This is a genomic window from Desulfogranum japonicum DSM 18378, from assembly GCF_000429945.1.
Taxonomy (GTDB): domain Bacteria; phylum Desulfobacterota; class Desulfobulbia; order Desulfobulbales; family Desulfobulbaceae; genus Desulfogranum; species Desulfogranum japonicum.
This window is the reverse complement of record NZ_AUCV01000036.1, coordinates 25,594-49,975: the sequence shown is the minus strand read 5'-3', so window position 1 is coordinate 49,975 and position 24,382 is coordinate 25,594. Positions and strand designations below refer to the sequence as shown.

The 24,382-nt window shown below is 48.4% G+C and carries 17 protein-coding genes; 10 read left to right on the top strand and 7 right to left on the bottom strand.

Annotation, left to right across the window (positions count from 1 at the left end):
* Positions 1-25: 25 nt before the first annotated feature.
* Complete coding sequence (locus G493_RS0116265; protein WP_028581246.1) at positions 26-829, bottom strand: hypothetical protein; 804 nt, start codon at positions 827-829, stop codon at positions 26-28.
* Between the two features lie 155 nt (positions 830-984).
* Here G493_RS0116265 and G493_RS0116260 point away from each other — a divergent pair, with 155 nt between their 5' ends.
* The 5 genes from G493_RS0116260 (at position 985) to G493_RS0116240 (ending at position 8,070) form a co-directional block, all read left to right on the top strand.
* Positions 985-1,482 (top strand): MarR family winged helix-turn-helix transcriptional regulator, encoded by a 498-nt coding sequence (locus G493_RS0116260; RefSeq protein ID WP_232363779.1) that lies wholly within the window; start codon positions 985-987, stop codon positions 1,480-1,482.
* Between the two features lie 283 nt (positions 1,483-1,765).
* Entirely contained in the window at positions 1,766-2,890 is a 1,125-nt protein-coding gene (locus tag G493_RS0116255; protein ID WP_028581244.1) for an efflux RND transporter periplasmic adaptor subunit, read from the top strand.
* Positions 2,887-5,937, top strand: a complete 3,051-nt coding sequence (locus G493_RS0116250; RefSeq protein WP_028581243.1) for an efflux RND transporter permease subunit — start codon at positions 2,887-2,889, stop codon at positions 5,935-5,937. The genes G493_RS0116255 and G493_RS0116250 overlap by 4 nt, the downstream gene beginning before the upstream one ends.
* Complete coding sequence (locus G493_RS29680; RefSeq protein WP_051309385.1) at positions 5,934-6,551, top strand: class I SAM-dependent methyltransferase; 618 nt, start codon at positions 5,934-5,936, stop codon at positions 6,549-6,551. Before G493_RS0116250 ends, G493_RS29680 begins: the two co-directional genes overlap by 4 nt.
* Positions 6,552-6,690: 139 nt before the next feature.
* Positions 6,691-8,070, top strand: coding sequence for a TolC family protein (locus tag G493_RS0116240; RefSeq protein WP_028581242.1), 1,380 nt, complete (start codon positions 6,691-6,693; stop codon positions 8,068-8,070).
* A 482-nt stretch (positions 8,071-8,552) separates the two neighbouring features.
* Here G493_RS0116240 and G493_RS0116225 read toward each other — a convergent pair whose 3' ends face one another.
* Both G493_RS0116225 and G493_RS0116220 read right to left on the bottom strand, forming a co-directional pair.
* The gene (locus tag G493_RS0116225; protein ID WP_028581241.1) at positions 8,553-9,197 is read right to left on the bottom strand and encodes a LysE family translocator; all 645 of its coding nucleotides are present in this window, start codon (positions 9,195-9,197) and stop codon (positions 8,553-8,555) included.
* A 449-nt stretch (positions 9,198-9,646) separates the two neighbouring features.
* Positions 9,647-10,537: a LysR family transcriptional regulator ArgP gene (locus G493_RS0116220; protein WP_028581240.1), complete on the bottom strand. Its 891-nt coding sequence runs from the start codon at positions 10,535-10,537 to the stop codon at positions 9,647-9,649.
* A 105-nt stretch (positions 10,538-10,642) separates the two neighbouring features.
* On the opposite strand from G493_RS0116220, the gene G493_RS0116215 reads away from it, so the two are divergent.
* Entirely contained in the window at positions 10,643-11,257 is a 615-nt protein-coding gene (locus G493_RS0116215; RefSeq protein WP_028581239.1) for a LysE/ArgO family amino acid transporter, read from the top strand.
* A 45-nt stretch (positions 11,258-11,302) separates the two neighbouring features.
* Here G493_RS0116215 and G493_RS32365 read toward each other — a convergent pair whose 3' ends face one another.
* From G493_RS32365 to G493_RS0116190, 4 genes are all read right to left on the bottom strand, one after another.
* A complete protein-coding gene (locus tag G493_RS32365; RefSeq protein WP_051309384.1) occupies positions 11,303-12,157 on the bottom strand; it encodes a class I SAM-dependent methyltransferase in 855 nt (284 codons plus the stop codon).
* Positions 12,158-12,472: 315 nt separating this feature from the next.
* Entirely contained in the window at positions 12,473-14,593 is a 2,121-nt protein-coding gene (gene pta / locus G493_RS0116200) for a phosphate acetyltransferase (RefSeq protein WP_028581238.1), read from the bottom strand.
* Between the two features lie 427 nt (positions 14,594-15,020).
* The gene (ldhH, locus tag G493_RS0116195) at positions 15,021-17,162 is read right to left on the bottom strand and encodes an L-lactate dehydrogenase (quinone) large subunit LdhH (RefSeq protein WP_028581237.1); all 2,142 of its coding nucleotides are present in this window, start codon (positions 17,160-17,162) and stop codon (positions 15,021-15,023) included.
* Positions 17,162-17,710, bottom strand: coding sequence for a LutC/YkgG family protein (locus tag G493_RS0116190; protein WP_028581236.1), 549 nt, complete (start codon positions 17,708-17,710; stop codon positions 17,162-17,164). Before G493_RS0116190 ends, ldhH begins: the two co-directional genes overlap by 1 nt.
* Before the next feature lie 519 nt (positions 17,711-18,229).
* On the opposite strand from G493_RS0116190, the gene G493_RS0116185 reads away from it, so the two are divergent.
* The 4 genes from G493_RS0116185 to G493_RS0116165 all read left to right on the top strand — a co-directional run bounded on the left by G493_RS0116185 (position 18,230) and on the right by G493_RS0116165 (position 24,023).
* The gene (locus G493_RS0116185) at positions 18,230-19,924 is read left to right on the top strand and encodes an L-lactate permease (protein ID WP_028581235.1); all 1,695 of its coding nucleotides are present in this window, start codon (positions 18,230-18,232) and stop codon (positions 19,922-19,924) included.
* 283 nt (positions 19,925-20,207) lie between these two features.
* A complete protein-coding gene (locus G493_RS0116175; RefSeq protein WP_028581234.1) occupies positions 20,208-20,927 on the top strand; it encodes a FadR/GntR family transcriptional regulator in 720 nt (239 codons plus the stop codon).
* A 361-nt stretch (positions 20,928-21,288) separates the two neighbouring features.
* A complete protein-coding gene (locus G493_RS0116170; protein WP_028581233.1) occupies positions 21,289-22,683 on the top strand; it encodes an FAD-binding oxidoreductase in 1,395 nt (464 codons plus the stop codon).
* A gap of 2 nt (positions 22,684-22,685) precedes the next feature.
* Positions 22,686-24,023: a (Fe-S)-binding protein gene (locus G493_RS0116165; protein ID WP_051309382.1), complete on the top strand. Its 1,338-nt coding sequence runs from the start codon at positions 22,686-22,688 to the stop codon at positions 24,021-24,023.
* The last annotated feature ends 359 nt before the right edge of the window (positions 24,024-24,382 follow it).

The window sequence follows — 24,382 nt, the reverse complement described above, 5'->3', positions numbered from 1 at the left end:
CTGTATACCCTTCCTGGCAAATACGTCAGGAAACTCCATATTCCGCCAGGGTTGCTTTCCAGCTGGTGAAGAAATCTTTGGTTTGATTATATCGCTCCAGATCCATGTGTCGTTTTGATGCCTCGAGATTGTCGAGCATTTTTTGGGCTTGATCCTGCCAGCTGAACGAAGCTGCAGCATAGGGATTTTGCCATTCCGGATCTTTCGGGCTGTAGAATCCAATAGCTTCCCCGGCTGAGTTGGTTTTGATGTTGGTTGTCAGGAACTCACTCATAAAGTAAAAATCCATTATCATCAGCTCCTTTTCATCCATTCCTTCGGTCATTTCATCCCAGGCCGCCTTTACCTCATCAGATGCATTTGGGGGTGGCATGCGAAAGGTAATACCTATACCAATCTCAACCATACCGTTATTATCAACATCCAGCTGGTTGTCTTTTGAAAGCAGCAGGTTTATGGCTCCCTCGTCACTTAAAGAATCAATATCTATTGTATCTGCCAGACAGTGGGCCACCTGAAGAGCTTCCAGCTGATCTTTCGACAGGCTCCGTAGAAAATCCTTTGCCTCGGCCGGAGATATTCCCGTGTTTTCTGCTTCTATGAAGATGGAATTAACCATGGAAATCTGTTCGGTTGTTGCACCTCTTTGCTTTATCATTTGGCGCATTTCACTGCCTATGGCATCTATCGCGTCGTCTTTTTGCCCCTGGGTATTTACAGCGGTCTGCAAACAGTCGGCAAATGTAAAGGGGGTACCAGTATTGTCAGTGCTTTGAACTGAAGATGTGGACGACGTCTTGGGGAAGAACGTGCTGGATATCAGAGTCATGATCTACCTGCCTTCATAGGGGGGAAGTTGAGGAGCGTTTATGCTGAAAATACAAGGTACTCATATTTTGTATCGGTTTTTACTGGAACTGGTTTTAGGTTAATTTCAGATGTGTTTGCTAATGTGTTGTTTTTTTATTTTGATGAAGGAAAACATTGCTAAAATGGTTAAGCTGGTTTACTGTTGCGATTATGAATCTGGAATTGAAAAAAAAGATCGTGCATAATCTCATGCAGGTCGCAAAGAAATATGCAGAGGTGGAAACCTTTGCCATTGAAGTGACTGAGGGGGTCAGCGTCTCAACCCGTGAAGCCCATGCCATTGAAAGTATCGGGGATAACCAGTGTGTTAATGTGACTGAAATTGCCGGTTATTTTGGTGTGACCAAGAGCGCAGCGTCACAGCTTGTTTCCAAGCTCACCAAACAGGGGTTTGTAGTCAAGAAGCAGGCCAGTCACAGCAATAAGGAGTTGCAGCTTTCGCTCACCCCTCTGGGGTGGCAGGCATTTGAAGCCCATGCCCGGATGCATGGACAGGATCAGAAACACATTTTGGAAACCATGGATAGTGTAGGGCTTGATGAACTTGTACGGTTAAATGAGTTGTTGCATAATCTAAACAATATTCTGGATAAGCGGCTGACCGATAAATAACTATAGAGAGAATCATTGGGGGCTGAATTGAATGGTACCGGCATCAGCTTTTTTAGTGTGATCATTTGTTTTGTTGGTGTTCGCCTCCAACTAAAAAAAGCAGGCGGTTTACGACTTGGTTTGCGCAGATACCGCTGAACTTTGTGAAGCCCAAAAAAGCCTTTTGAACTAGCTCCATTTTATTTTGTCCCCAGTTGTATAACAGATAATCAGGTATTTTTTTGCCATAAAGGTTAACCTGCTTAACTAAATATCAATAAGCAAATTACAAGGAGCAAAAACCATGAAAAGAATACTGTCATCAATGGGAGTACTGGCTCTTTTATTATTATTTGTTGCTTTTCTTGTTAATTTTGGCAGCAAATGGTTACCAAAGACTTTCTCTGTACAGGATAAGGCTGATGAAAAAATTGTCAGGCCTGTTCCAACGGCACAAGCCATACCCTATTTTCCTGATCAAACCTTCCGTTTTCCTGGCAAGGTAAAGGCGGCGCACAGAGCGGAATTATCCTTTCAGGTTGCCGGACAAATTGAACAGCTGAACCTCCTCGAGGGGCAACATGTGAAAAAAGGGGAGGTGCTGTCTCAGCTGGACCAGAAAAGTCTGATTTATGCAGTGAAGGCGGCAAAAGCACGTTTCCATGCCTCCAAACAGGATTATGAACGGGCCTCACAACTGTTTCAAGAGAAAGTGATCAGCAAGGCCCAGTTTGACAGCGCAAAATCTACACACGAGGTTGCCAGGGCAGAGCTTGACATACAGGAAAAAGCGCTTGCCGATACCCGGCTCATTGCCCCTTTTGATGGCCTGGTGGCCAAGCGCTATGTGGAGACAAAAGAACACATTGCCAAGGGAAAACCGGTGCTGCTGCTTCAGGATATTTCAGGGATTGAAGTTGAAGTACAACTCCCTGAACAACTTGTAGCAAGGGGTGGAGCCGATATCCTGGATCAACTGCAGGTACGTTTTGATGCCTGCCCGGATCAAGCCTTTGCCGCCAGGGCAATGGAACTCGGTATGGAGTCCAGCCAGGATACGCGCACCTATGCCCTGGTCATAAAACTTCCTGCTCCGGCTGATATGAAAATTCTTCCCGGCATGACGGCGACCGTAACCGGATTGATCAGGGACTCCGCGAACCGGACTACAGCAGGGAATGCAGTGTTGGTTCCCGTGGAAGCCGTGGCCTTCACTCCTGATTCCAGAGCCTTTGTATGGATCGTTGATCCAGATACGCAAAAAGCTGAAAAAAGAATCGTCCAAGTCGGTATCATGCACGGTGACAATATTGAGGTGAAGAAAGGTGTCAGAGCAAAAGAGCTGGTTGCAGTAGCCGGTTTGAACAGCCTGAACGAAGGGCAGCGGGTTCGCCCCATGAAAGAAGGTAAAAAAGGACTGGAAGGATGAAAAATCTCGGTATATACGCAGTCCGCTTCAAGGTAGTCACCATAGTGTTTAGTGTGCTTATTGTCTTTGGCGGAATTTTTAGTTTTTTACATATCGGTCGGTTGGAGGATCCGGAGTTCACCATCAAGGAGGCTGTAATATACACCCAATATCCTGGGGCATCAGCCAAGCAGGTGGAGCTGGAAATTACCGAACCCATTGAAACAGCCATCCAGCAGTTGAAACAGCTCAAGGAGGTTCGTTCCATCTCAAGATCAGGTGTCTCCATAATCTTTGCAGAAACTAAAGAAATCTATGACAAAGACAGTCTGCCACAGGTTTGGGATGAGTTGCGCCGAAAGGTAGGTGCAGTTGCCGGTCAGCTTCCTCCCGGCTGCATGAAGCCGGTTGTTAATGATGACTTCGGTGATGTATACGGGATTATTTTTGCTATAACAGGCGATGGGTATAACAAAATCCAGCTCAAGGCTTATGCGGAAGACCTGCGTCGTGAGCTACTCTCCTGCACCGATGTTGGTCGCATTGACTTTTGGGGCCTGCCCCAGGAAGCCATTTTCATTGAAATTGACCGGGCAAAATTGACACAGCTCGGTTTACATCCGAACAGTATTTTTGACATTCTGCGGGCACAAAACAGTGTCAGCCCGGCTGGTGCCGTGCAGGTGGGATCACAGTATATCCCTTTTCGTATCACTGGTGATTATTCTTCCATGGAAGATATAGGCAATCAGCTCATCAATGGAGCTGAAGGCCGTATGATTCGGCTGAAAGAGGTGGCGAAAATAAGGCACGACACCATCACGCCAGCAGCAGAACTTATGCGCTTTGGCGGTCGGGAAGCCATTGGTATCGGGATATCAACGGTTTCAGGCGGCAATGTTATTGCCATGGGCCATGCCATTGAAAAACGTCTGGATGAGCTGCAACCAGAAACGCCCCTCGGCATAAACGTGCATACCATAACCAGCCAGTCCAGAATTGTGGAAAAATCGGTTTCCGGTTTTGTCAACAACTTGATCAGCGCAGTAGCCATTGTCATACTGCTGCTGGTCATTTTCATGGGGTGGCGAGAGGGCTTGATCATTGGCTTTGTTTTGATTCTGACCATTCTTGCCACCCTGATGATTATGAAATCGCAGGGGATTACCCTGCAGCGGATATCCCTGGGCGCACTGATCATTGCCCTTGGCATGCTGGTGGACAACGCCATTGTTATCACCGAGGGGATTATTGTCAGGCTTCGGCAGGGGATCAAGCGGGAAGCTGCAGCAGATCAGGCCGTCAGGGAAACCATGTGGCCGCTTCTTGGGGCTACCATTATTGCCATTCTGGCCTTTGCCGCCATTTCCCTTTCAAAAGATATGACTGGCGAATGGCTCGCCAGCCTGTTTCAGGTAATTTGCTTATCTTTGGGGCTCAGCTGGATTTTTGCCATCACAACCGTACCCTGTCTGTGTGTAATGTTGCTGCCTGCTAGTCAGGAAACAGAGAAGAAATCCCACTCAGGACGCTTTGTAACTTGGTACAAGGCCGTTGTCGGTAAGGGGATGGACCATCGTTGGCTCACTCTTGCCGGAGTAATGGGGCTTCTGATGGTGGCCATGTGGGGATTTGGGCATGTGAAACAGGATTTTATGCCTGATACCAACCGGCCACAGTTTACGGTGGATATCTGGATGCCTGAGGGAACGCATATTGACAGTACAGCAAAACAACTCGAACTGGTTGAGGAGTATGTGGCGACCCTTGATGGTGTGGAGAAAATTTCCAGCTTCATCGGCAGGGGGCCGCTCCGGTTTCTGCTAACTTTTTCGCCGGAAATGCCTGACAGTGCCTATGCACAGCTGCTTGTGGATGTGGATGATTATCGCCGGGTTACACAGTTGAAAGAAACAATACAAACCTGGCTGGATAGTGAAATGCCCCAGGTCATCGGTAGCGTGGATGCCTTTAAGCTAGGGCCTGGTGGCGGGGCTGTGGTAGCCCGATTGAGCGGGCCCGAAACCGTAACTCTGCGCAGTTTGGCTGAACAGGTCATGGACATGATGGCAGAAAACCCCAACAGCCGCAGTATCCGTACTGACTGGGGCGATCAGATCAAGGTCAGTTCCGTTGCCTTTGCCGACCTACGCGCCCAGGGACTTGGCATCAGCCGTCCGGAAATCGCCTCAGCCATTACCATGAATTATACAGGTTCTGTAGTTGGGCAGTATCGTTATCAGGATGATCTGCTCCCCATTATCCTGCAGCCACCGAAAAAACAGCGCGACCGCATTGATTCCCTTGATGATGTGCAGGTGTTCAGCCAGACCAACAAAAAATGGGTGCCGTTGCAGCAGGTAACCGATGGGGCCAAAACCATGGCGGAAGACAATGTCATCCACCGCCTCAACCAGAAACGAACCCTGCGCGTGTTCTGTAAGCAGCGTCAGGGGACAACAGATGCCCTGTTTCGCGAGTTATACCCGTATATTGAGAAAAACCTGAAGCTTCCGCCTGGATATACCCTGGAATGGGGCGGCGAACATGAAGACCAGATTGAGGCCAATACCAAGCTGATGTCCAATTTCCCCATTGCATTTGCCGGAATGTTTCTGGTTACAGTACTGCTCTTTAACAGTCTGCGCTATCCACTCATTATTTTTATGGGACTGCCACTGGTTGTTGTTGGCGTGGCTCCGGGCATGCTCGTTACCGACAAGGCTTTCGGCTTTATGGCCATGCTTGGTTTTCTGAGTCTGTTTGGCATGCTCATCAAAAATGAGATAGTGCTGCTGGATCAGATAAAACTGGAACTTGCTGCCGGCAAGGAACCATTTACGGCAGTGCTGGATTCTTCAGTCAGTCGCATCCGACCGGTCACCATGGCGACTTTTACTACTGTTTTGGGCATGATCCCTCTTCTTGGTGACGCTTTTTTCAGCCCCATGGCAGCGACCATCATGGGAGGCCTTAGTTTTGCCACGGTGCTCACCCTGTTTGTGGTTCCGGTTTTTTTCAGCATCCTTTTTGCAGTTCGTCGTCCCCAAGAAGGAGAAATACAATGAGTCTTATAAGTGATACCGGTATTCAGCCCCCGCCATGTAAGAGACAACACAAGGGCAGTGGGCCGACAAGTTATCAGATACAGGATGCCGAACAGGTATTTGCAGCGCTTGAGCTGCAACCGGATGAGGTGGTCGTGGATATTGGCTGCGGACGAGGCGATTACAGCTTTCGGGCAGCGGAAGTGGTTGGTGCCAGGGGGAGGGTTTATGCGCTCGATTATTGGAGCACCTATACCGACAGCCTGAAGGAACGGGCAAGTGAACAGGGGCTGGTAAATCTGTTCCCCCTGACCGCAGACATCAGAAAACAACTGCCGTTGTCCGATAATGAAGCTTCAATCTGCCTGTTGTTTACTGTACTTCACGCCACAACCCTCAATATTCTGGATCTTGGTCTTGGCAAGGAGCTCAGGCGGATTGTTTGTCCCGGCGGACGGGTTGCGGTTCTCGAACTGAAAAAAGAAGAAACACTTTTTGGGCCACCCCTGAAACAGCGCTTGTCTGCAGAGCAGGTTACTGAAGCTTTTTTGAGTTGGAAGTTTTCATTGATGAGTATCACAGACCTTGGCTATACCAATCTCGTTGTCTTTCAAAAGCAAATAGAAAAATGGTAACTGATCACAGACATCTTTGCACGATCGCGGTTTCTCGCATAGATAGCTTACCGGAGTCTTCGCTTACCTGCGAAAAACCGTGCTTGCACAAATTTGAAGCACCTGCGACCAGTTACGAAAAATGTTCTTAGGTAAATCAATGAAAAGCGTAAAGCACAATATCATGCCAATACTGGCTGTATGCATAGTTTTATTTCAAGTAATTACGCTCAAGGCGGCCCCAGCCGCGGCGAATAAACCGGAAGTTCTGTCTATGGATATTCCCTATGGACAGTTAACCTTAATCCACGCCCAGCAGATTGCCCTTGAGGCATCACCTGTGGTTGAGGAAATGCTTGCCCGAATCGAAGAGGCCCAGGCAATTGCCAGACAAAAACAAGCTGATTGGTGGCCGACCATGTCTGTCCATGCCGGTCAGGATTGGCAGAACTGGTCCACGCGTCCTGACTGGAAGCCGGAGAAGCGGATGGATGAGAGTTCCAACCATTTCAATGCCGGGATACAGGTCAACTGGCTGCTTTTTGACGGCTTTAGCAGGCGCGCTTCCATCCTTGCGGCAAAAGCGAGAGTTTTGTCTGCTCAGGAGCTGAGTAATGAAGCCCGTCGTCTGCTTGCCGAGTCCGTTGCCGGTACGTATTACCAGGCGCAACTGGCTGCCGAGGCCATGCAGATTGCCCGTCAAAATGCGCTCTTTAATCGTAACCTTGAACATGATGCTGAAAAACGCTTCCTGGCCGGAGATATTCCGGAAGCCGAATATCTGAATTTTTCTGTCAAATCCCTCCAGGCGGAAAATCATTTTTTAAAGGCCAGGCAGGAGTTATCTGCGGTCTGTATCATGCTTGCCAAACTGCTCGCCCTGCCGGGATCAGAACTTCCCAAGGACATGTATCCGGAAGTTGGCAAGCCCATACAGACATTGGCACAATTACCGGAACTTGCCGATGAGTTGAACTATGCCCTGCAGCACAGGCCGGATTTGCAGGCATTAGCCGCTCAAAGTGAGGCGTTGACCCAGGATAAACACAATATTCGTGGCAGCTACTATCCCAAAATTACAGCCCATAGCAGTTATGATTATGATAAATACAACAATTATGGCTCCATTGACCAGGACGAGCATGGCAGTACCGTGGGGCTCAGACTGAGCTGGGATATTTTCAGCGGCGGAAAGCGATCTGCCAGGATACAGGCAGCAGATGCCGGGCTGTTGCAGCTGCAAAAACAAAAACAGCAAAAAATACTGGAGATAAAGGCTGCACTACAGGAGGCGCTGGTCAAGGCTGAGTCTTCACGTGCGGTCTATCAGCGTGAATGCTACACCCTGATGCTTGTTCAAAAAATTCGCGATCATGTTGAACGCTCTTACAGGGCTGGGGCAACAACCCTGACACGGCTCAACGAAGCCCAGAGCGATCTGGTTTCGGTTTCTGCTGCAGTGGCCATCAGCCGAATCAACTATCTGCAGCAGCTGGAGAGCCTGCGAGCTGCAAGTGGCCGGATACTGGAAGAGGTGTGAAATGCAATGTGGTGAACGAAGAACGGAATCTGTGGCTGAACGTCAATTTTGTCACCAGGAGTGCAATGCGTTTCCCCATCATTTTTTTCTGGTAAAAAATAAATCCAGGCTAATTCCCCAGTTATGCTGGGGAGAATGGCTAAAGCTATGCTGTTGTATGTAAAAATGCGACTTCTGGGGGGAGCTGGCACGAAACCGAGATCGTGGCCGATCCAAGAAGGAGCACCTGATGAAAAAGACGTTAGACCAACAGTTTTGGAATGCAAATGCCATATCGTATGGATACCTAAGAATGGGAGAAAATGAGCCTACGGAACCTAAAAATAGGGATCTGGAAAATACTGCGAAAACTCTGTGAATATAAGCAAACAGAGATTGTAGGGTCTGTGCGGATCATGGCCGCCTGTGCCTGTAGATATCTCCCAAGTCTGCGATTTCCTCAATAGTTGGATATATGAAAATTTATTTTTCCGCGATCCTCATCAGAAATTCGGATTGACGGCATCATCCATGGCCAGGCGGATGCCGAGGGCAATGAAAAGGGCTCCGGCAAAACGTTTACTCAATCTGGTGTATCGGCCTTGTTTTTTGAATAAAGACGCAACGCTGACAGCAGACCAGGCCCAGCAGAAATTTACCAGGATGCCATTGACTGTAAAGATGATGCCAAGCACGAGAAATGCAAGTGGTTTCGTGTGCGAAAACGGATCCACAAACTGGGGAAGAAAGGCGAGAAAAAAAAGGGCGACTTTGGGATTAAGGGCATTGTTGAGAAATCCAAGGGAAAAAACTTTCCAGGCCGCATTATTAGGCTGCGCCACATGTTTTTTGATGTCGTCTGGACTGGAGCGCAGCATGGAGAACCCTAGCCAGAAGAGGTATGCCGCCCCGATAAGTTTGACCAGTGTGAATGCGGTGGCCGAGGTGGCAAGAATGGCAGACAGCCCAAGGGAGGCGCAACTCACATGGACCAGGCATCCCGCGCTGATACCAAATACGGCCAGGAATCCTGATTTCCAGCCAAGAGCTGCGCTGCGGCTTACGATAAAGGCCACATCCTGGCCGGGAATGATATTGAGCAAGAGGCCGGAGATGATGAACAGGCCGATATCGTGAATGCCGAACATATGCAGTTCCTATGGTTTTGCCGGTTTGCGGGTCGGCATGGATGCAAACGCGTATACGAAAGGATATGAATAGCTTTTCCAGCAGGGGTAACCCAAGGGGGAAAATCTACTGAAGAAAGGCTGATCGGTTTTCATTTTACCCCGTCGTCATGCCTTACGAAACCTTTTTATGTAACTCACTCGTGTTTGAGTTGAGGGTCGCGGAATAAATAAAGTATCCAATCTTGCTTGTCTCTCAATTCGGTAACGTCGATATCCTATGCAATTTTTGGATATGTATTATTTTCCGCAACCCATACATGATCGGCATGGTTCAATGGCTATGTGATGTTTACTTGTCTTGCCAGAATATCAAGTAAATGTCTGTGGTGAAGTTTTTTCACATAACGAAAAACTTGTGTACATTGTCCATGTACAGTCAGGCCTCAATCTGACAACCTGGCTGCGGGTTACTTCTTCAGCAGGGCTTTGCTCGTGGTGAGAAGATGCCGGGTGAGCTTTACCAGTAACTCTGATTTGAGATTCCAGCAGTGCCAGTAGAGTTTCACCGGCAACGCCATTCCAGGTGACAGATCTATTAGCTTGTCAGCAGCGAGAAGCGTTTCAATCTGTTTATCCGGCAACATACCATAGGCGAGCCCCTTCAGGACGAAATCGGCAAATTTTTCCACCGAAGGAACATAGTGCGCAGGGAATGCAACAGGCGTCTCTTTACAACATTTTTTGAGATACTTGTGATGTAGGGCATCGTATTTATCAAAAATTACAGCCGGAGCATGGTGCGCTTCTTTGAGGGTAAATCCATGGGGAAACCATTGGCGTGCAAAATCCGGTGCAGCCACCAGGCGATAGTCCATACACCCGAGATATTCACTTCGGCACCCTTGAACAGGCTGCTCCTGGGTACTGATGCAAGCCATGACTTCCCCGTCTTTCAATAGCTGGTGCGTTTGCTCCTGGTCGTTGACACGAATGTCCAGCAATACCCGCTCCTGCTTTAAAAAAGGATACATGGCATCTACAAACCAGAGCGAAAGACTGTCGGCGTTAACGCCCACTGCCACTGAAGAAAATTCGGTGCCGCCCGTCTGCTGCATTTCTCCTTTCAGATCGTCTTCAAGCTGTTTGACCTTGAGATAGTGCTTGAGAAATGCCTGCCCGGCAGTTGTCGTTTGCGGTGGGCTTGTTCGTGTTATCAACACCTGGCCGGTGATTTCCTCCAGTAATTTTACACGTTGGGATACCGCGGACTGGGTGATGTGCAAGGCGTGAGCAGCTTTATCAAAACCTTCTTCTCGGACCACCATGGCCAGGGCTTCTACAAGTTTATAATCAAGCATACTATGTCTATTAGGGTGGCTAATCTGTAATTAAAATAATTAATTTTACTTTTTACCCCCTCTATTCTATTTTTCCGACAAGAAAATTTTCATAGAGGAAAAAGTATGTTTACGCCATTTTTACAAGGGTTTGCGACCGGAGGTAGTTTAATTGTGGCAATTGGTGCCCAGAATGCCTTTGTTCTGTCGCAGGGAGTCAAAAAGAACCACCATTTGCTGATAGCAGGCATTTGTATTATCTGTGATGCAATTTTTATCTCTGCCGGAGTCATGGGGCTTGGAACCAGCATCGCCCGTAGCCAATGGCTATCGCAACTGGCAACGTGGGGCGGTGCCGGATTCCTGTTCCTGTATGGTTTGCGATCTCTTCGTTCAGCGCTGAAAGGAGGAACTCTCAACACAGAGGATACTGTAAAACTTTCGGTAATAACCGCTATCACCACTACCCTGGCTGTTACGCTCCTTAACCCTCATTTTTACCTTGATACGGTTGTCCTTTTAGGCAGTGTGAGCAGCAAATTATATGGACAGGGGCGTATAGCCTTTTGCGCTGGTGCTGTTTTTGCCTCAATGGTATGGTTCGTCAGTCTGAGTCTGGGGGGCCAGTTACTGGCACCTGTTTTCAGTAAACCACGGGCCTGGAGGTTTTTTGACAGCATCATTTGCATTATCATGTGGGCGATAGCCATATCGTTGTGCGTGCACTCATGCACACTGTGAGCTACAGGCTATGCCTGGCCAGGGTCTTTTTCTACGTTTCGTTCCTCATTTGCCTGTGCGTTCTTGTTTGACAGCAAGGCAGAAACTTATATCATCTGAACTGTAGAACTGGCAGTTGGGAAGAATGTTTTCATGGAAATCACAGCCGGTGAAGCCATGTTTTTCAACCAACTCCCGTATGTGATGGTGCTTGAATGCATGGGTCCAAAAGCGGTAAATACTCGTTTCCCCATTATCTTCGACAACGATATGTTGGCTGAGACACACATTTTGTTCCGGGTAAAACTGCTTTTCCTGCAAGAGGAGATAGGGCCCTTTTTTCCAGAAATCCCCGTTACAGATTTCCCACTCGCGATTTCCCTCTTCGGCGATGGGGAAGGAGTCGTTAAGAAAGTCGAAACAGAAGACTCCCCCAGGTTTAAGGGCTCTGTAGATATTGGCAAGCACCTTTTCCCGGGCTTTAGGCACCAATACACCGAAGTCGGTGAATATCATGAGAATGAGGTCAAAGGCATCCCTGTCCTTCAAATCCAAATAATCCATGGTTCGATAGGTTATGCCAAGCCCTTTCTTTTGCGCCGACTCTTGTGCATACCCGATGGAATGAGCTGAGATGTCCACACCGGTGACGTTATAACCCTGTTCAGCAAGATATTCAGTATATAGTCCCGGACCGCAGCCAAGATCAAGTATTGCCGAACCCGCTTTGAGAACAATTTTTTCCAGCCATTGCAGGGTGGAGATGATCGTAGACGGTTTTCTGCTGGCAAGGTCGATATCGGGATTAAGATGAACAGCCAGGAGTTGTTTGGAGATGTATTCATCATCCCACATGGTGGATGTTCCGGGGGCATAAACCGACGGGCGAGAGGCGAATGTAATATAATCGTTGAGTTTCATGAAAACCTCATTTGTTAGTAGAATGACGCAAATATACTGTTTGTGCAGAACGCACACGATACGTTGAGGTTCGTGGGGTAAAAATTGCACGTTCCTCAATTGAGGGCTGCTGTTTGCAGCTATGGGGTTAGCAGGTTTTCATGCCGCGTATTTTTACACACGGTTTCCCGGGAAGTCAAGCCAATCTGGTATCAGCCTGCCTGTCTGAAGTCTGCCGGGCAGGAGATGGCTGGCAGTAGCAGGTGGTATGAGGGAGAAGGGAAGGGGAAACAGGACGGATTGTCGTCAACCCGTCCTGTTGTAATACTCTGGAAACTACTTCAGGCCTTTTGCATTCTGGGCCTGTATTGCTGTCAGGGCAACGGTGTCAACGATATCCTGAACCGTACATCCTCTGGACAAATCATTAACCGGTTTATTCAGGCCCTGGAGAACCGGACCCATGGCCACGGCCCGCGCAGCCCTCTGTACGGCTTTGTAGGTGTTATTGCCTGTGTTGAGATCCGGGAAGATGAAAACGGTAGCATTGCCTGCCACTTCTGAACCTGGCATTTTAAAGCTGGCAACCTCTTTATCAAAAGCAGCATCATATTGCAGGGGGCCTTCAATGGGAAAATCGAGTCCTCTTTCCTGCATCAGCTGTTTGGCTATGGCTGTGGCCTCCACAACCTTTTCAACATCCTGGCCGGATCCGGATTTGCCTGTGGAATAACTGAGCATGGCAATGCGCGGTTCGATGTTGTAGATTTGCGCGGTTTCTGCAGAGCTGAGGGCAATCTCCGCCAGTTGCTGGGCATTTGGGTTAGGTACAACGGCGCAATCTCCGAAGGCCAGTACTTTAGACTGGAGACACATGATGAAGATGGAGGAAACAACGGATACCCCAGGTTTTGTTTTCACAAACTCAAAAGCGGGACGGATGGTTGCCGCAGTGGTGGTGATGGAACCGGAAACCATGCCGTCAGCCATGCCCTTGTGTACCATCATGGTGCCGAAATATGTGGGGTCGCACATGCGGTCACGGGCCACGTCCATGACAATACCGCGTTGTTTGCGGAGTTCGAAATAGGTTTCCACAAACTCGTCATAATAGCTTGATACACCAGGATCAATGATGTTGGCAGCATCAATATTGAGTCCGAGCTTGGTCGCCTTGGCCAGAATATCTTCCTCTTTTCCCAGCAGGGTGATCTCGGCAATTCCACGGCGCAGAATAATATCAGTTGCAGAGAGAATACGTTCCCCTGTTCCTTCTGGAAGTACGATATGCTGTTTTTTTCTGGCCGCTTTTTCGATCAGGGAGAATTCAAACATTCGGGGGGTCATTTTCATGGATTTCTGAGCCACTACCCGTTTTGTCAGCTCAGGGACATCCACGTGGTTGGAGAACCAGCCAAGGGCTGTCGCTATGCGTTTGGAATCGGTTGGCTCCAGACGACCGTACATTTCATTAACTTTCTGGACAGTGTCATAGGTGTGCGTTGGAACAGTGAGTACAGGAAGGGGAATACCGGTCCAACCCTGAATAAGTAGCTGCACATTTTCGCTGACTTTCAGGCCACCGGTGATCAATATACCTGAAATGTTGGGGAAAGCTGATGAAACCCGGCTGGCAAGACTTGAAATGATGATATCCGAACGGTCGCCAGGGGTGATAACAAGGCTCCCTTCTTTGATATAATCAAGGAAATTGCTGATCTGCATGGCTGCGACCACATAGTTGTCTACCTGGTTCAAGGCTCCCAGTTCGCCGATAAGCACCTCTGCTTCCAGATAGCGCCGCACGTCATCCATGGTCGGGTTGTTCAGGGTCTTGTTTTCAGGGATGGCATACATCGGGAAAGGACGTGTCATCTGTTCGCGACATTCTTTACTGCTTTGCATGTCGCTTTCAAAATTCTCAGGTGCGCGGTTTATCACGCAAGCTGTAATATCCACTCCCTTTTCTTCCAGTGCATCCAGGGTCAGGGTCACATTGGTGCAGACCTCATCGGTGTTTTTGTCTCTCCCTGAGGATACCAGCAGAATAGGGGCACCCAGGTTTGCTGCAATATCAGCGTTCAGATCGAACTCAAATCCCGCGTCTTTGCCACGGAAATCCGTACCCTCGCAGAGAACGAAATCGTAGCTGCTCTCCAGCTGTTTGTATTTTTTAAGAATGTTTTCAAAGAGGATCTCTTCCTGGCCGGAAGTGATGAGCTGCCTGGCTTCGCTGAGGGTGTAGGCGTGGGCTGTCTCGTAAGAGACATCAAGGTTGAAGTATTTCAGAATCAGGTAAAGGTCGGGATCGACCTCGCCGACCTCGGTGTCGTTGATGATTGGACGGAAAAAGGCGATATGTCCTATTTCCTTGAGGATCATTTGCATAACCCCCAGGACAATTACCGATTTTCCGCTTCGTTCTTCAGTAGCCGTGATATAAAGATTTTTAGACATGGGACCAACGTAATACGATGTAATAATGGGTTAATAAGTAAATATGTATGAACGATATATAGTATCTGCTCGAACAGTCTGGCTACAGACAGGCATTGGCATACTGAAGTCTCCACCATCCGATATGCAGTATTCGGGTGACAGCTCCACACTGCTCATGAAGTGTTGAAATAGGGTTTGCTCGGTTTCATTGTGGAGGCAGGGCTGCACTTCATGAGAACTTCATTATCACTCGGGGTGAATATGTGTCATGGTGTTGATGAACATGCTGTTTAGCCTCGAACATGCCAATAGTTTGGATGGAGGCAGAGTGTCTTCTGATTCATGATTTCGGTGTTATGAGAAAGAAGGTACAAAACAGCTCCCAAGGGGGGGGTGGGGGATGGGAACTGTTCTGTACGCTTCAAGTTATATACCGCTTACCTCATTAATCATCCTTGAGTCGTTTGGCAATGAGTTCCGCTGTATGACAAACAGCTATATCGCTGCCGTCCTGATCCATGCCTCCACGGATCTGCATAACACAGCCCGGACAGTCCATGGCAACAAGAGGTGCACCGGTATTTTTGATGTTTGTCAATTTACGGGTGAGGATTGAGCCGGAAATTTCCGGAAGTTTGAGAGAATAGGATCCTCCCATACCACAGCAGGTATCACACTCAAACATCTCCTCCATTTCATACCCGGCTTTGGTCAGCAGCTCACGTGGCGGCTGATCTGCCTTGAGGGTACGTTTCAAATGACAGGAATCATGGTAGGTAATTTTACCGAGTTGCTGCCCCTCTTTCAGTGTGAGCCGTCCTTCATCCACCAGCTTCTTCACCAGGGTTGAAAAGTCGATGGTTTTTGCGGCAAGTTCCTTGGCCCGTGGCACATTTTCTGTCTTGCCTATGGACTCAAAGGTCTGGATAAACTCATGATCCAGGGCCACTGTGCAGGTCGGACAGGCAGAGATGACATAGGTTGCATCGCTTTGTTCAAGCAATGCCTCGATGTTGTCCTCTGCATTTTTAGCAGCAACTTCATAGGCGCCGTTATATCTTGCAGGAGCTCCACAGCAGGTCTGTTTTTCAGGGAAAACCACCTCGATGCCCGCTTTATTGAGGATCTCAACAATGGCGGTACCCATTTCCGGATAGGCAAAATCAATCAGGCAGCCGGCATAGAAAACAGCTTTTTCCGGCAGGCTGGGTTGTTTGATCTTTTGAAATACATCCCTGAAAGGTTTTGGTGCAATGGCTGGCAGGCTTCTGCCATCGGTCAGATCTGCAAGGAAAAGGGGCAGATGACGGATGAATTTTCCTTTGGTAAAAGGTTTGCCTGCAACGGAAGCGGCTCTGAGCATGCTGTGGAAGAGACGCCGGTTATTCACCACCGCAAAGATGGATTTCTGCAGCATGGGAATGCCTTGTTCCTTAACCAGTCTGCGGCGGATTTCCATGATCAGGCCTGGAATGTCGATTTTTCCTGGGCAGACGTCTTTGCAGGCACCGCACTGGATGCATAGGCCCTGGATATCTTCAGAGCTTTTCATCTCGTCATACCAGGCTGTCAGGATGGTGCCGATACCGCCGGTATACACCTTGCCGAATACGTGACCACCCACCAGACGGAAAATCGGGCACACATTGAGGCAGGATGCACAACGAATACATTGCATCGCCTCTTTGAAGACCGGATCGCTTGCCATCTCTGTGCGTCGGTTATCCATCAGGACAATGTGCAGGTTTTTCATGCTGCCCTCTTCATTGGGTGTCTGCCCGCTGATCATGGTGACATAACTGGTCAACAGCTGGGCAGTGGCGCTTCTTGGCAGTGCTCTGAGAATGGGAACAATATCTGAAAAGCTTTCAACCAGCTTTTCGATACCTACAACAGCGATATGAATCTTGGGCAGAGAAGTAACCAGTCTGGCGTTTCCTTCATTGGTCACAATGACTATGGAGCCTGTTTCTGCAACGGCAATGTTGGCTCCGGAAATGCCCATGTCTGCCTGGAGAAATTTTTCACGCAGCTGCTCTCTGGCTACTTTGACCAGTCGTGGAATATCTGAAGTCAGCCGCTCGTCTATTTCTTTACTGAACAGATCAGAGACTTCTTCCTTGGTGAGATGAATGGCCGGCATAACCATATGTGAAGGTGTCTGGCCTGCCAGCTGGATGATCCATTCGCCCAGGTCTGTTTCTCCAACGTCAATTCCTTCTTTTTCCAGGAAAGGATTGAGGTGGATCTCCTCTGTGGCCATGGATTTGGACTTGACCACGGTTTTAACGTTATTTTCTTTGGCAACCTGGAGAATGTAGTCTCTTACTGCAGCGGGATCTTTGGTCTGAAAAACCTTGGCTCCATTAGCTTCTGCGTTTTTCTTAAAGGTTGCACACAGCTCATCAACATGAGCTGCCGCATATCCCTTGCGCTCGGCAATGGTGCTGCGCAATGCTTCAAAGTCTATTCCTTCATAGGCTTTGGCTCTGTTAACCTTGTATGCCTCGGAGAATTTTCCCAAAGCTCCAGTCAGGTTTTTGTTGTGAATTGCCTTGTCTATGGATTGTTTGAATTCCTGCTGCATCAGTTATCTCCTCCAAGCTCATCAACACATACGATAACAAGTCGCTCAGGACCATGAACACCAATAGTCAATACTCTTTCGATATCAGCTGTTCGGCTGGGACCTGTAATCATGGAGATGTAACCGGTATTCTTGGGATTGACGCAGGACAGCCATGAGGCCATGTCAGGAAGCACTGCCGAAGAAGGCAGCAGGGCGATATGGATTGAAGGCAGGGTGGAAACCAACCTTTTGTCTATAGCTGAGGCATCCTGAACCAGGGTACCCGTGTCTGCCAGGGCCCAGTCGACCTGGCTGATACCAACACGGGCCTGATTGGCACGTTCCCGGTTGATGTCAAAATATAATCCGTTGACATCAGACACTTTCCCTTTGTCAGCCTGTTCCAGAAAAGGACATTGAGCCCAGACCGCATACTGGTTTGGTGTGTCTGATACGTTTTCCTGTTTCATGAATTCCAGGATGAAATCCATTGCCTCTGTCTGTGTTTGAAATCGGTGAACTTCAGCGCTGACCCCTTCAGCCTTGGTTCGAAATTGATCGTACATTGACCCTCCTTGCCACCTGTATTGAATGGCAGGCAGAAAGTTGTCAGTCTGCAGCGCTGCCAGTTAACGAGATGGTACATAGTAATACAACTGTAAATGAATTTGTAAAGCCAAATTCAATGTAACCATATTTTATTCTATCGCTGCTTGTCAACATGCTTTTTGCGGGTTTATGTAAAAAAACATTGACAAGTTGCTGAGAGTATAATAACTGGTATTACCAATTTGATCAAATTGGTTTACTGAGTTGCTTCTAGAAGGACTAAAGATTGTACCTGGTGTGTCGTAACAAACAGTTTGTCACAATGAGTGAGTCGTAAGTGGTTCTGCAGACGTTGTTTGTGCCTGTGTCAGGAGCAGGTGTGATGCAACGTGAGAACGCTGCAGGGCAGCCTGATCGCTTTACTGTCGGCGTTGTGCCGAGGTGATGGCTGTTTAAAAACAAAGTTCTTGCCGCTACAACAGCGGGTTCGCAGTTGTAGATAAGCAGACATCCTCATGGAGGAAGGAGATTACAAGATGCCTCTTGAACTATTAGCTGCGGTTGCGCTGTTGCCAATTATGCTGGCGTTGGTGCTTATGGTCGGTTTACGTTGGCCAGCTACGCGTGCAATGCCTTTGGCCTGGTTGGTTACAGCCGTTGCAGGCGTGTATGTTTGGAAAATGGACATTGGTTTTGTCGCGGCTTCCACCCTGAGTGGGTTTGGTGGAGCCGTTAACGTGTTAATCATTGTTTTTGGCGCAATTTTGATTCTGCATACCCTGCGTGACAGTGGTGGTATGGAAACCATTAATCACGGCTTCTACGGCATCAGCCGTGACCGTCGTGTGCAGGTTATCATCATTGCTACCGTGTTTGCCGCATTCCTCGAGGGTGCTGCAGGATTCGGTACCCCTGCAGCCATTGCCGCACCATTGCTCCTCAGTCTGGGCTTTCCAGCGCTTGCAGCTGCAATGGTCTGCTTAATCCTCAACTCCTTCCCGGTAACCTTTGGTGCTGTTGGTACACCGGTCTGGTTTGGGTTGAAAAACCTGAAAACACCTGTTGAAGCTGCCATTGCAGCCGGACAGGCTGGTGATATCACCACCTTTGCCGAATTTCTAAAAGCTGTGGGACAGTGGTCCACTTTGTTGCACCTGCCCATGATCTTCCTGTTGCCTCTGTTCGTGAACATGATGTTGACCCGTTTCTTCGGTCAGAACAAATCCTGGACCGAAGGGCTTGGCGCATGGAAGTTCTCTCTTTTTGCTTCTACCTGTTTTGCTATTCCCTATACTGCAGTGGCATTTCTTATCGGTGAGGAGTTCCCAAGCCTGATCGGTGGCCTTGTCGGTACTGCGCTGGTGATTGCAGCAGCGAAGAAAGGCTTTCTCCTTCCCAAGACCACCTGGGACTTTGGTCCACAATCCACCTGGGAGGAAGACTGGACCGGCGAGATCGCCACTGATGAAAAAGCTGAGTTCAAAGCGCATATGAGTCAGTTCCGTGCATGGACTCCATATATCCTTATCGGGCTTATCCTGGTACTGACCAGGGTGAATTTCCTGCCTTTGAAAGCTATGCTCAACGACATTAAATTCACCATCCCGCATATTCTTGGCTATGAATCTGTCAACTTCTCCATGAAGCCGCTCTATCTGCCGGGAACCATTCCTTTCATGCTGGTTGCTATTCTTACTATCTTCATTCATGGCATGAAGCCTGCTAAGGTTAAGGAGGCATGGAAAGATTCCATCATCCGTATGAAAAATCCTGCCATTGCTCTGTTCTTCGCGGTTGCCATGGTTGAAATCTTTAAACAGTCTGCACACAACGGCATCAATATGCCTTCAATGCCTCTGTCCATGGCTGAAACAGCTGGTGCCCTTGCTGGTCATACCTGGCCGATGTTTGCATCTTTTGTTGGTGCGCTCGGTTCTTTTATTACCGGTTCCAATACCGTATCTGACCTGCTGTTTGCAGAGTTTCAGTATGCAACTGCAACCAACCTGAGTATTTCTCATCAGATTGTTGTTGCTCTGCAGGCTGTTGGTGGAGCCATGGGGAACATGGTGTGTATCCATAACATCGTTGCAGCTTCAGCTACCGTTGGCCTTGCCGGTATGGAGGGTATGCTGATTCGCCGTAACTCGTTGCCGTTACTGGTTTACGGTTTGATTGCCGGTGCAATAGGCTGTGTGTTTATCTATGTGCTGTATCCAGGAGTGTATTGAGTTACAGCGTGTTGCTTGAGGTAGTAAGCGTGATGACAAAGGAAGAGGTCTGTAAGTCTACCTGAGATCGTGCCGGATACCTTTACCAAGAGCCTCCCGAGGAGTTTCCCTGGGAGGCTCTTTTTATGTCAGCTATTCTGAAAATGGTAGGTTGGATCTTGCTGCCAGGAGAGATGACAGGCAGAGAAGCCTTTGCTGCACAATGACATTTGGTTGCATTTACCCCTTCCTTGAGGTAAAAGTAGAGATTCAACAGTCACATATAACGCGTGTAACAGAGCCAATGAGATTCAAACCTATAAAACCTAAAAAAGTATCGACCCAGATTGCTGAGCAAATTCGGGAATCGATTCTCAACGGTGATTTCACCCCTGGCGATAAATTGCCCCCTGAAAGAGAGCTTGCTGAAATGTTTGGTGTTTCAAGGCCTTCTGTTCGTGAGGCCTTGAATATTTTATCCTCCGCAGGATTGGTAATGTCCTATCAGGGTGGGGGGACGGTGGTTCAGTCGCTGGTTGATTCAGAACATGGTAACTCTTTAAGCGAACTTATCCGTGATCAGAAAGATCGTGCCCTCGAAGTGGTTGAGGTACGCAAGTGTATGGAGACCTGGACAGCCTATTATGCCGCCCAGCGAGCTTTGCCTGATGATGTCAGGCGCATGGAAGATATTATCAGAAAAATGGAGGAGAACCTGCAGGAAGGGAAGCCTCTTGAGGATCTTGATGCCAATCTGCACATTCTGATAGCGCAGGCGACCCATAATATTATCTGGCTCCATCTCATGCAAAGCCTGTTTGATGCCATGAAAGAGTTTCAGCGTGGAGTCTGGCGTGCTGTATATCTTACAGGAGACGACCACCAGCTTCTTTTTCGCCATCACTCCAAAATTGTTGCTGCAATACGTGCCAAAGATCCAGAAGTCGCCCGCGATGAGATGATGAAGCACCTGACTTTTGCAGAGCAGCGAAGCGCAGCCTATGTTGCTGAATTGCCCAAGTAGACGTTTTCCCCTTTCCTGAAGTACTTCTTTTTTAGGCGTATGAGAACTGCAACAGGCTGATGTTCGTAGCGTGTTGCGGTTCTCATGCGCTTCCCGCTAAACATATGTTGTTGTTTTTGGGAATCATTCTCAAGCCCTCTCTGTTTTTTTCTTTACTTCTCTTTTAATCCCCATTGCCCTGTTCTGTCAGAAATAGCCTAAAATAGGGAAAATCTGTTTTTTTCCGCTCTTTTTTATTTGACATACTTTTTTCTAAGTAGTAATTGGTATGACAAGATGACCGAGACAGTTGGGCAGGAAGCGGAGAGGCAATCTGCACAACATCGCAAAGTGGAAAGAACATGCCCCATAGGAGTATCTAATGCTTGACCAGAAGATTATTGAGCAACTTGAGGCCTTGGCCGGAAAAGAAAATGTTTTAACCAGCAAGGCTGATATGGTGGCCTATAGCTACGATGCAACTGCAGATATGCCAAACCAGACACCGGACGTGGTTGTGCTTCCAACCAGCAGTGAAATGGTTCAGCAGATTGTTAACCTTGCAAGGGAAAATAAAATTTCCATATATCCCCGCGGCGCAGGTACCAACCTGAGCGGTGGAACCATCCCTCTTAAAAAAGGCATTGTGCTCTCTTTTCAGAAAATGAACCAGATTCTGGAAATAGATGCTGCAAATCTTACCGCAAGAGTTCAACCCGGAGTGGTCATTAATGCGCTGAACAGCGCAGTGGCTGAGCATGGTCTTATCTATCCTCCTGATCCTGGTACGGTTGCCACTGCAACCATGGGTGGTTCTGCTGCTGAGAATTCCGGTGGGCTTCGTGGCCTGAAATACGGCGTAACCAAAAACTATATTATGGGTATGGAAGTCGTGCTGGCCAATGGCGATAAAGTTCGTTTTGGCGGCAAGACCGTTAAGAATGTAACGGCCTATGATTTCTCCAATCTTTTTGTCGGTTCCGAAGGAACCCTTGGTATCATTACCGAACTGACTGCAAAATTGATTCCCGCCCCTAAATACCGTCGTACCATGATGGGAATTTTTAAAACCATTGCCGATGCTGGAAACGCAGTTGCAGGAATCATCGCCGCACAGGTTATCCCTGCGACCCTGGAAATCATGGACCAGATGACCATCAAAACCGTTGAAGATTTTGCTAAAATCGGTTTGCCGACTGATGCCAAGGCTCTGCTGCTGATCGAAGTGGATGGTAATTCCGAGGATGTGGTGGTGAACGAGGCTGAGGCTGTCATGAAGGTCGTTACCGAGAACAATGGTGACCTGCAGGCGGCAAACACCGATCAGGAGCGCGACCAGCTGTGGACAGCACGCCGAAACGCACTGCCCGCCCTTGCTTCTTTGAACAATACCGTTGTTCTTGAAGACGCCACTGTACCGAGAAGCCACATCACTGACATGCTGGTTGCCTGTGAAGAGATTGGCAAAAAATATGATCTTACCCTCGGAACTTTCGGCCATGCCGGAGATGGCAATCTGCATCCCACCATTCTCTGCGACAAGTATGATGAGGACGAAATCAGCCGTGTACACAAGGCCGTAGATGAGATTTTCAAGGCTGCCCTGAACTATGGCGGCACCCTTTCCGGTGAGCATGGCATCGGTATCGCCAAAATGAAATATCTGGAAGATGAGCTGGGCAAAAGCGGTACGAACCTGATGCGCAACATCAAGTTGTCTCTGGATCCTGAGAATGTTCTCAACCCCGGCAAAATGGTTCCCATGCAGGAGGTGTAATCATGGCTACCACAAGCGCCGGTGATACAACCGGTAAAACCTACCATGACGAGTTGGCGATAGTTCGCGAAGAACTCGATAAATGCATGAAATGCGGCAACTGTATGGCCGTGTGTCCTGTGTATGGTGCGGAAAAGGTCGAGACGTCTGTTACCCGTTCGAAAATCGCCGTGGCACAGGCTGTCCTTGATGGCAAACTGGAGCTGGATGATCCCCAGGTTTATCAGATGATGTTTAATTGCCTGGTCTGTAAATCCTGTATGACAGCATGTCCGACCAAGGTAAATTTTGATCGTATCATGCTTGCTTTTCGAGCTGCCCTGGTGAGAAAAAATGGGCTCCCCTGGTTGAAGAAGATGATCTTCTCCACCCTGAAACATCCCAAACTTTTTGATGCCGGTATGCGTATTGGCGCTGCCATGCAGCCCCTGGCGTTTAAAGGAGAGGATGGTGGTGCATCCATTACACCCCGGTCTCCTTTTGCAAAATTTGGAGCAGGCATAGGAATGGATGGCGAACGTAAGATGCCAAGCCTCAATGTCAAAACTTTACGTGAACGAGTGCCGGAAGTCGTTCGTGCGGCAGCTCCCAAAATGAAGGTGGCTTTTTTTACCGGTGACTCTCTGAACTACATTTATCCCGATGCTGGAATGGATGTAATTGAAGTGCTGACCGCCAACAGTATTGATGTGCACATTCCCAAGGAGCAGAACTGTTGCGGTGTTCCTGTATTGGTCCATGGTGATGTGGAAACCGTACGTGCCCTTGCCAAGAAAAACATTGATGCCTTTGAAAAGACGGGTTGTGATTATCTTATCACTGCCTGTGGATCATGTGGTGGTGCCTGGCAGCATGATTACACCGAAATCCTGGCAAATGATCCTGTGTATGCCACAAAAGCGGCTCACTGGGCAACAAGGACCTATGACATCTCCACCTTTCTGACCAAGGTGATTACGCTCAGAGAACCTAAGGGTAAGTTGGACAAGGTTGTAACCTATCACGACTCCTGCCATTTGAAGAAATCCATGAAGGTTTCTGCCGAGCCTCGCGAGATTATCAAATCCATTCCAGGTATAACCCTGAAGGAGATGAAGGCTCCTGATACCTGCTGTGGCAGCGGTGGTTCCTATGTACTCTCGCACTATGATACCTCTTCGGCAATAGGCAGGAAAAAAGCTGAGGATGTTACGGCAACCGGGGCTGACACCGTTTCCGTAGGGTGTCCGGCCTGCATGATGCAGCTGTTTGACAATGCCAATCGATATGGCAAAAATGAGGACGTTGTCCATTTTGTTTCTCTCCTGGCAGAGTCATATCGCCGGGAAAAAAGTGCCTGATACAGGCACTGTCTCATACACACTCCCATATCGCTGATTCCCCCTTGTCAGCGAGACCCTCAAACGGGGCAGACGTACACTGCCCCGTTTTTTTTTATTGTGCTGCAAAGATAAATACGTCCCGCCTGTTTCCATTCTGGTAAGCATGACATTCATGTGCTACCCTTAAATGAGGTAACTGCTCACAGTGGACCTGATATTTACGCGATCAGCCTGGCTTACGTATGGCTTAATACGCTGCGCCGGCCTGCTTGTGCAAACCTCAGGCACCCTGTAATCAGTTACAAATACTGGGGAGTTCTAAACGTAACCGTCTTCCCCATGAGTAGTTAGTGGCTGTCCTTAACATGTTGCACTGA

Bases quoted from the DNA above. Each gene is read 5' to 3' on its own strand.
- G493_RS0116265 (WP_028581246.1), bottom strand. From the start codon at position 829: ATGACTCTGATATCCAGCACGTTCTTCCCCAAGACGTCGTCCACATCT.
- G493_RS0116255 (WP_028581244.1), top strand. From the start codon at position 1,766: ATGAAAAGAATACTGTCATCAATGGGAGTACTGGCTCTTTTATTATTA.
- G493_RS0116250 (WP_028581243.1), top strand. From the start codon at position 2,887: ATGAAAAATCTCGGTATATACGCAGTCCGCTTCAAGGTAGTCACCATA.
- G493_RS29680 (WP_051309385.1), top strand. From the start codon at position 5,934: ATGAGTCTTATAAGTGATACCGGTATTCAGCCCCCGCCATGTAAGAGA.
- G493_RS0116240 (WP_028581242.1), top strand. From the start codon at position 6,691: ATGAAAAGCGTAAAGCACAATATCATGCCAATACTGGCTGTATGCATA.
- G493_RS0116225 (WP_028581241.1), bottom strand. From the start codon at position 9,197: ATGTTCGGCATTCACGATATCGGCCTGTTCATCATCTCCGGCCTCTTG.
- G493_RS0116220 (WP_028581240.1), bottom strand. From the start codon at position 10,537: ATGCTTGATTATAAACTTGTAGAAGCCCTGGCCATGGTGGTCCGAGAA.
- G493_RS0116215 (WP_028581239.1), top strand. From the start codon at position 10,643: ATGTTTACGCCATTTTTACAAGGGTTTGCGACCGGAGGTAGTTTAATT.
- G493_RS32365 (WP_051309384.1), bottom strand. From the start codon at position 12,157: ATGAAACTCAACGATTATATTACATTCGCCTCTCGCCCGTCGGTTTAT.
- pta (WP_028581238.1), bottom strand. From the start codon at position 14,593: ATGTCTAAAAATCTTTATATCACGGCTACTGAAGAACGAAGCGGAAAA.
- ldhH (WP_028581237.1), bottom strand. From the start codon at position 17,162: ATGCAGCAGGAATTCAAACAATCCATAGACAAGGCAATTCACAACAAA.
- G493_RS0116190 (WP_028581236.1), bottom strand. From the start codon at position 17,710: ATGTACGATCAATTTCGAACCAAGGCTGAAGGGGTCAGCGCTGAAGTT.
- G493_RS0116185 (WP_028581235.1), top strand. From the start codon at position 18,230: ATGCCTCTTGAACTATTAGCTGCGGTTGCGCTGTTGCCAATTATGCTG.
- G493_RS0116175 (WP_028581234.1), top strand. From the start codon at position 20,208: ATGAGATTCAAACCTATAAAACCTAAAAAAGTATCGACCCAGATTGCT.
- G493_RS0116170 (WP_028581233.1), top strand. From the start codon at position 21,289: ATGCTTGACCAGAAGATTATTGAGCAACTTGAGGCCTTGGCCGGAAAA.
- G493_RS0116165 (WP_051309382.1), top strand. From the start codon at position 22,686: ATGGCTACCACAAGCGCCGGTGATACAACCGGTAAAACCTACCATGAC.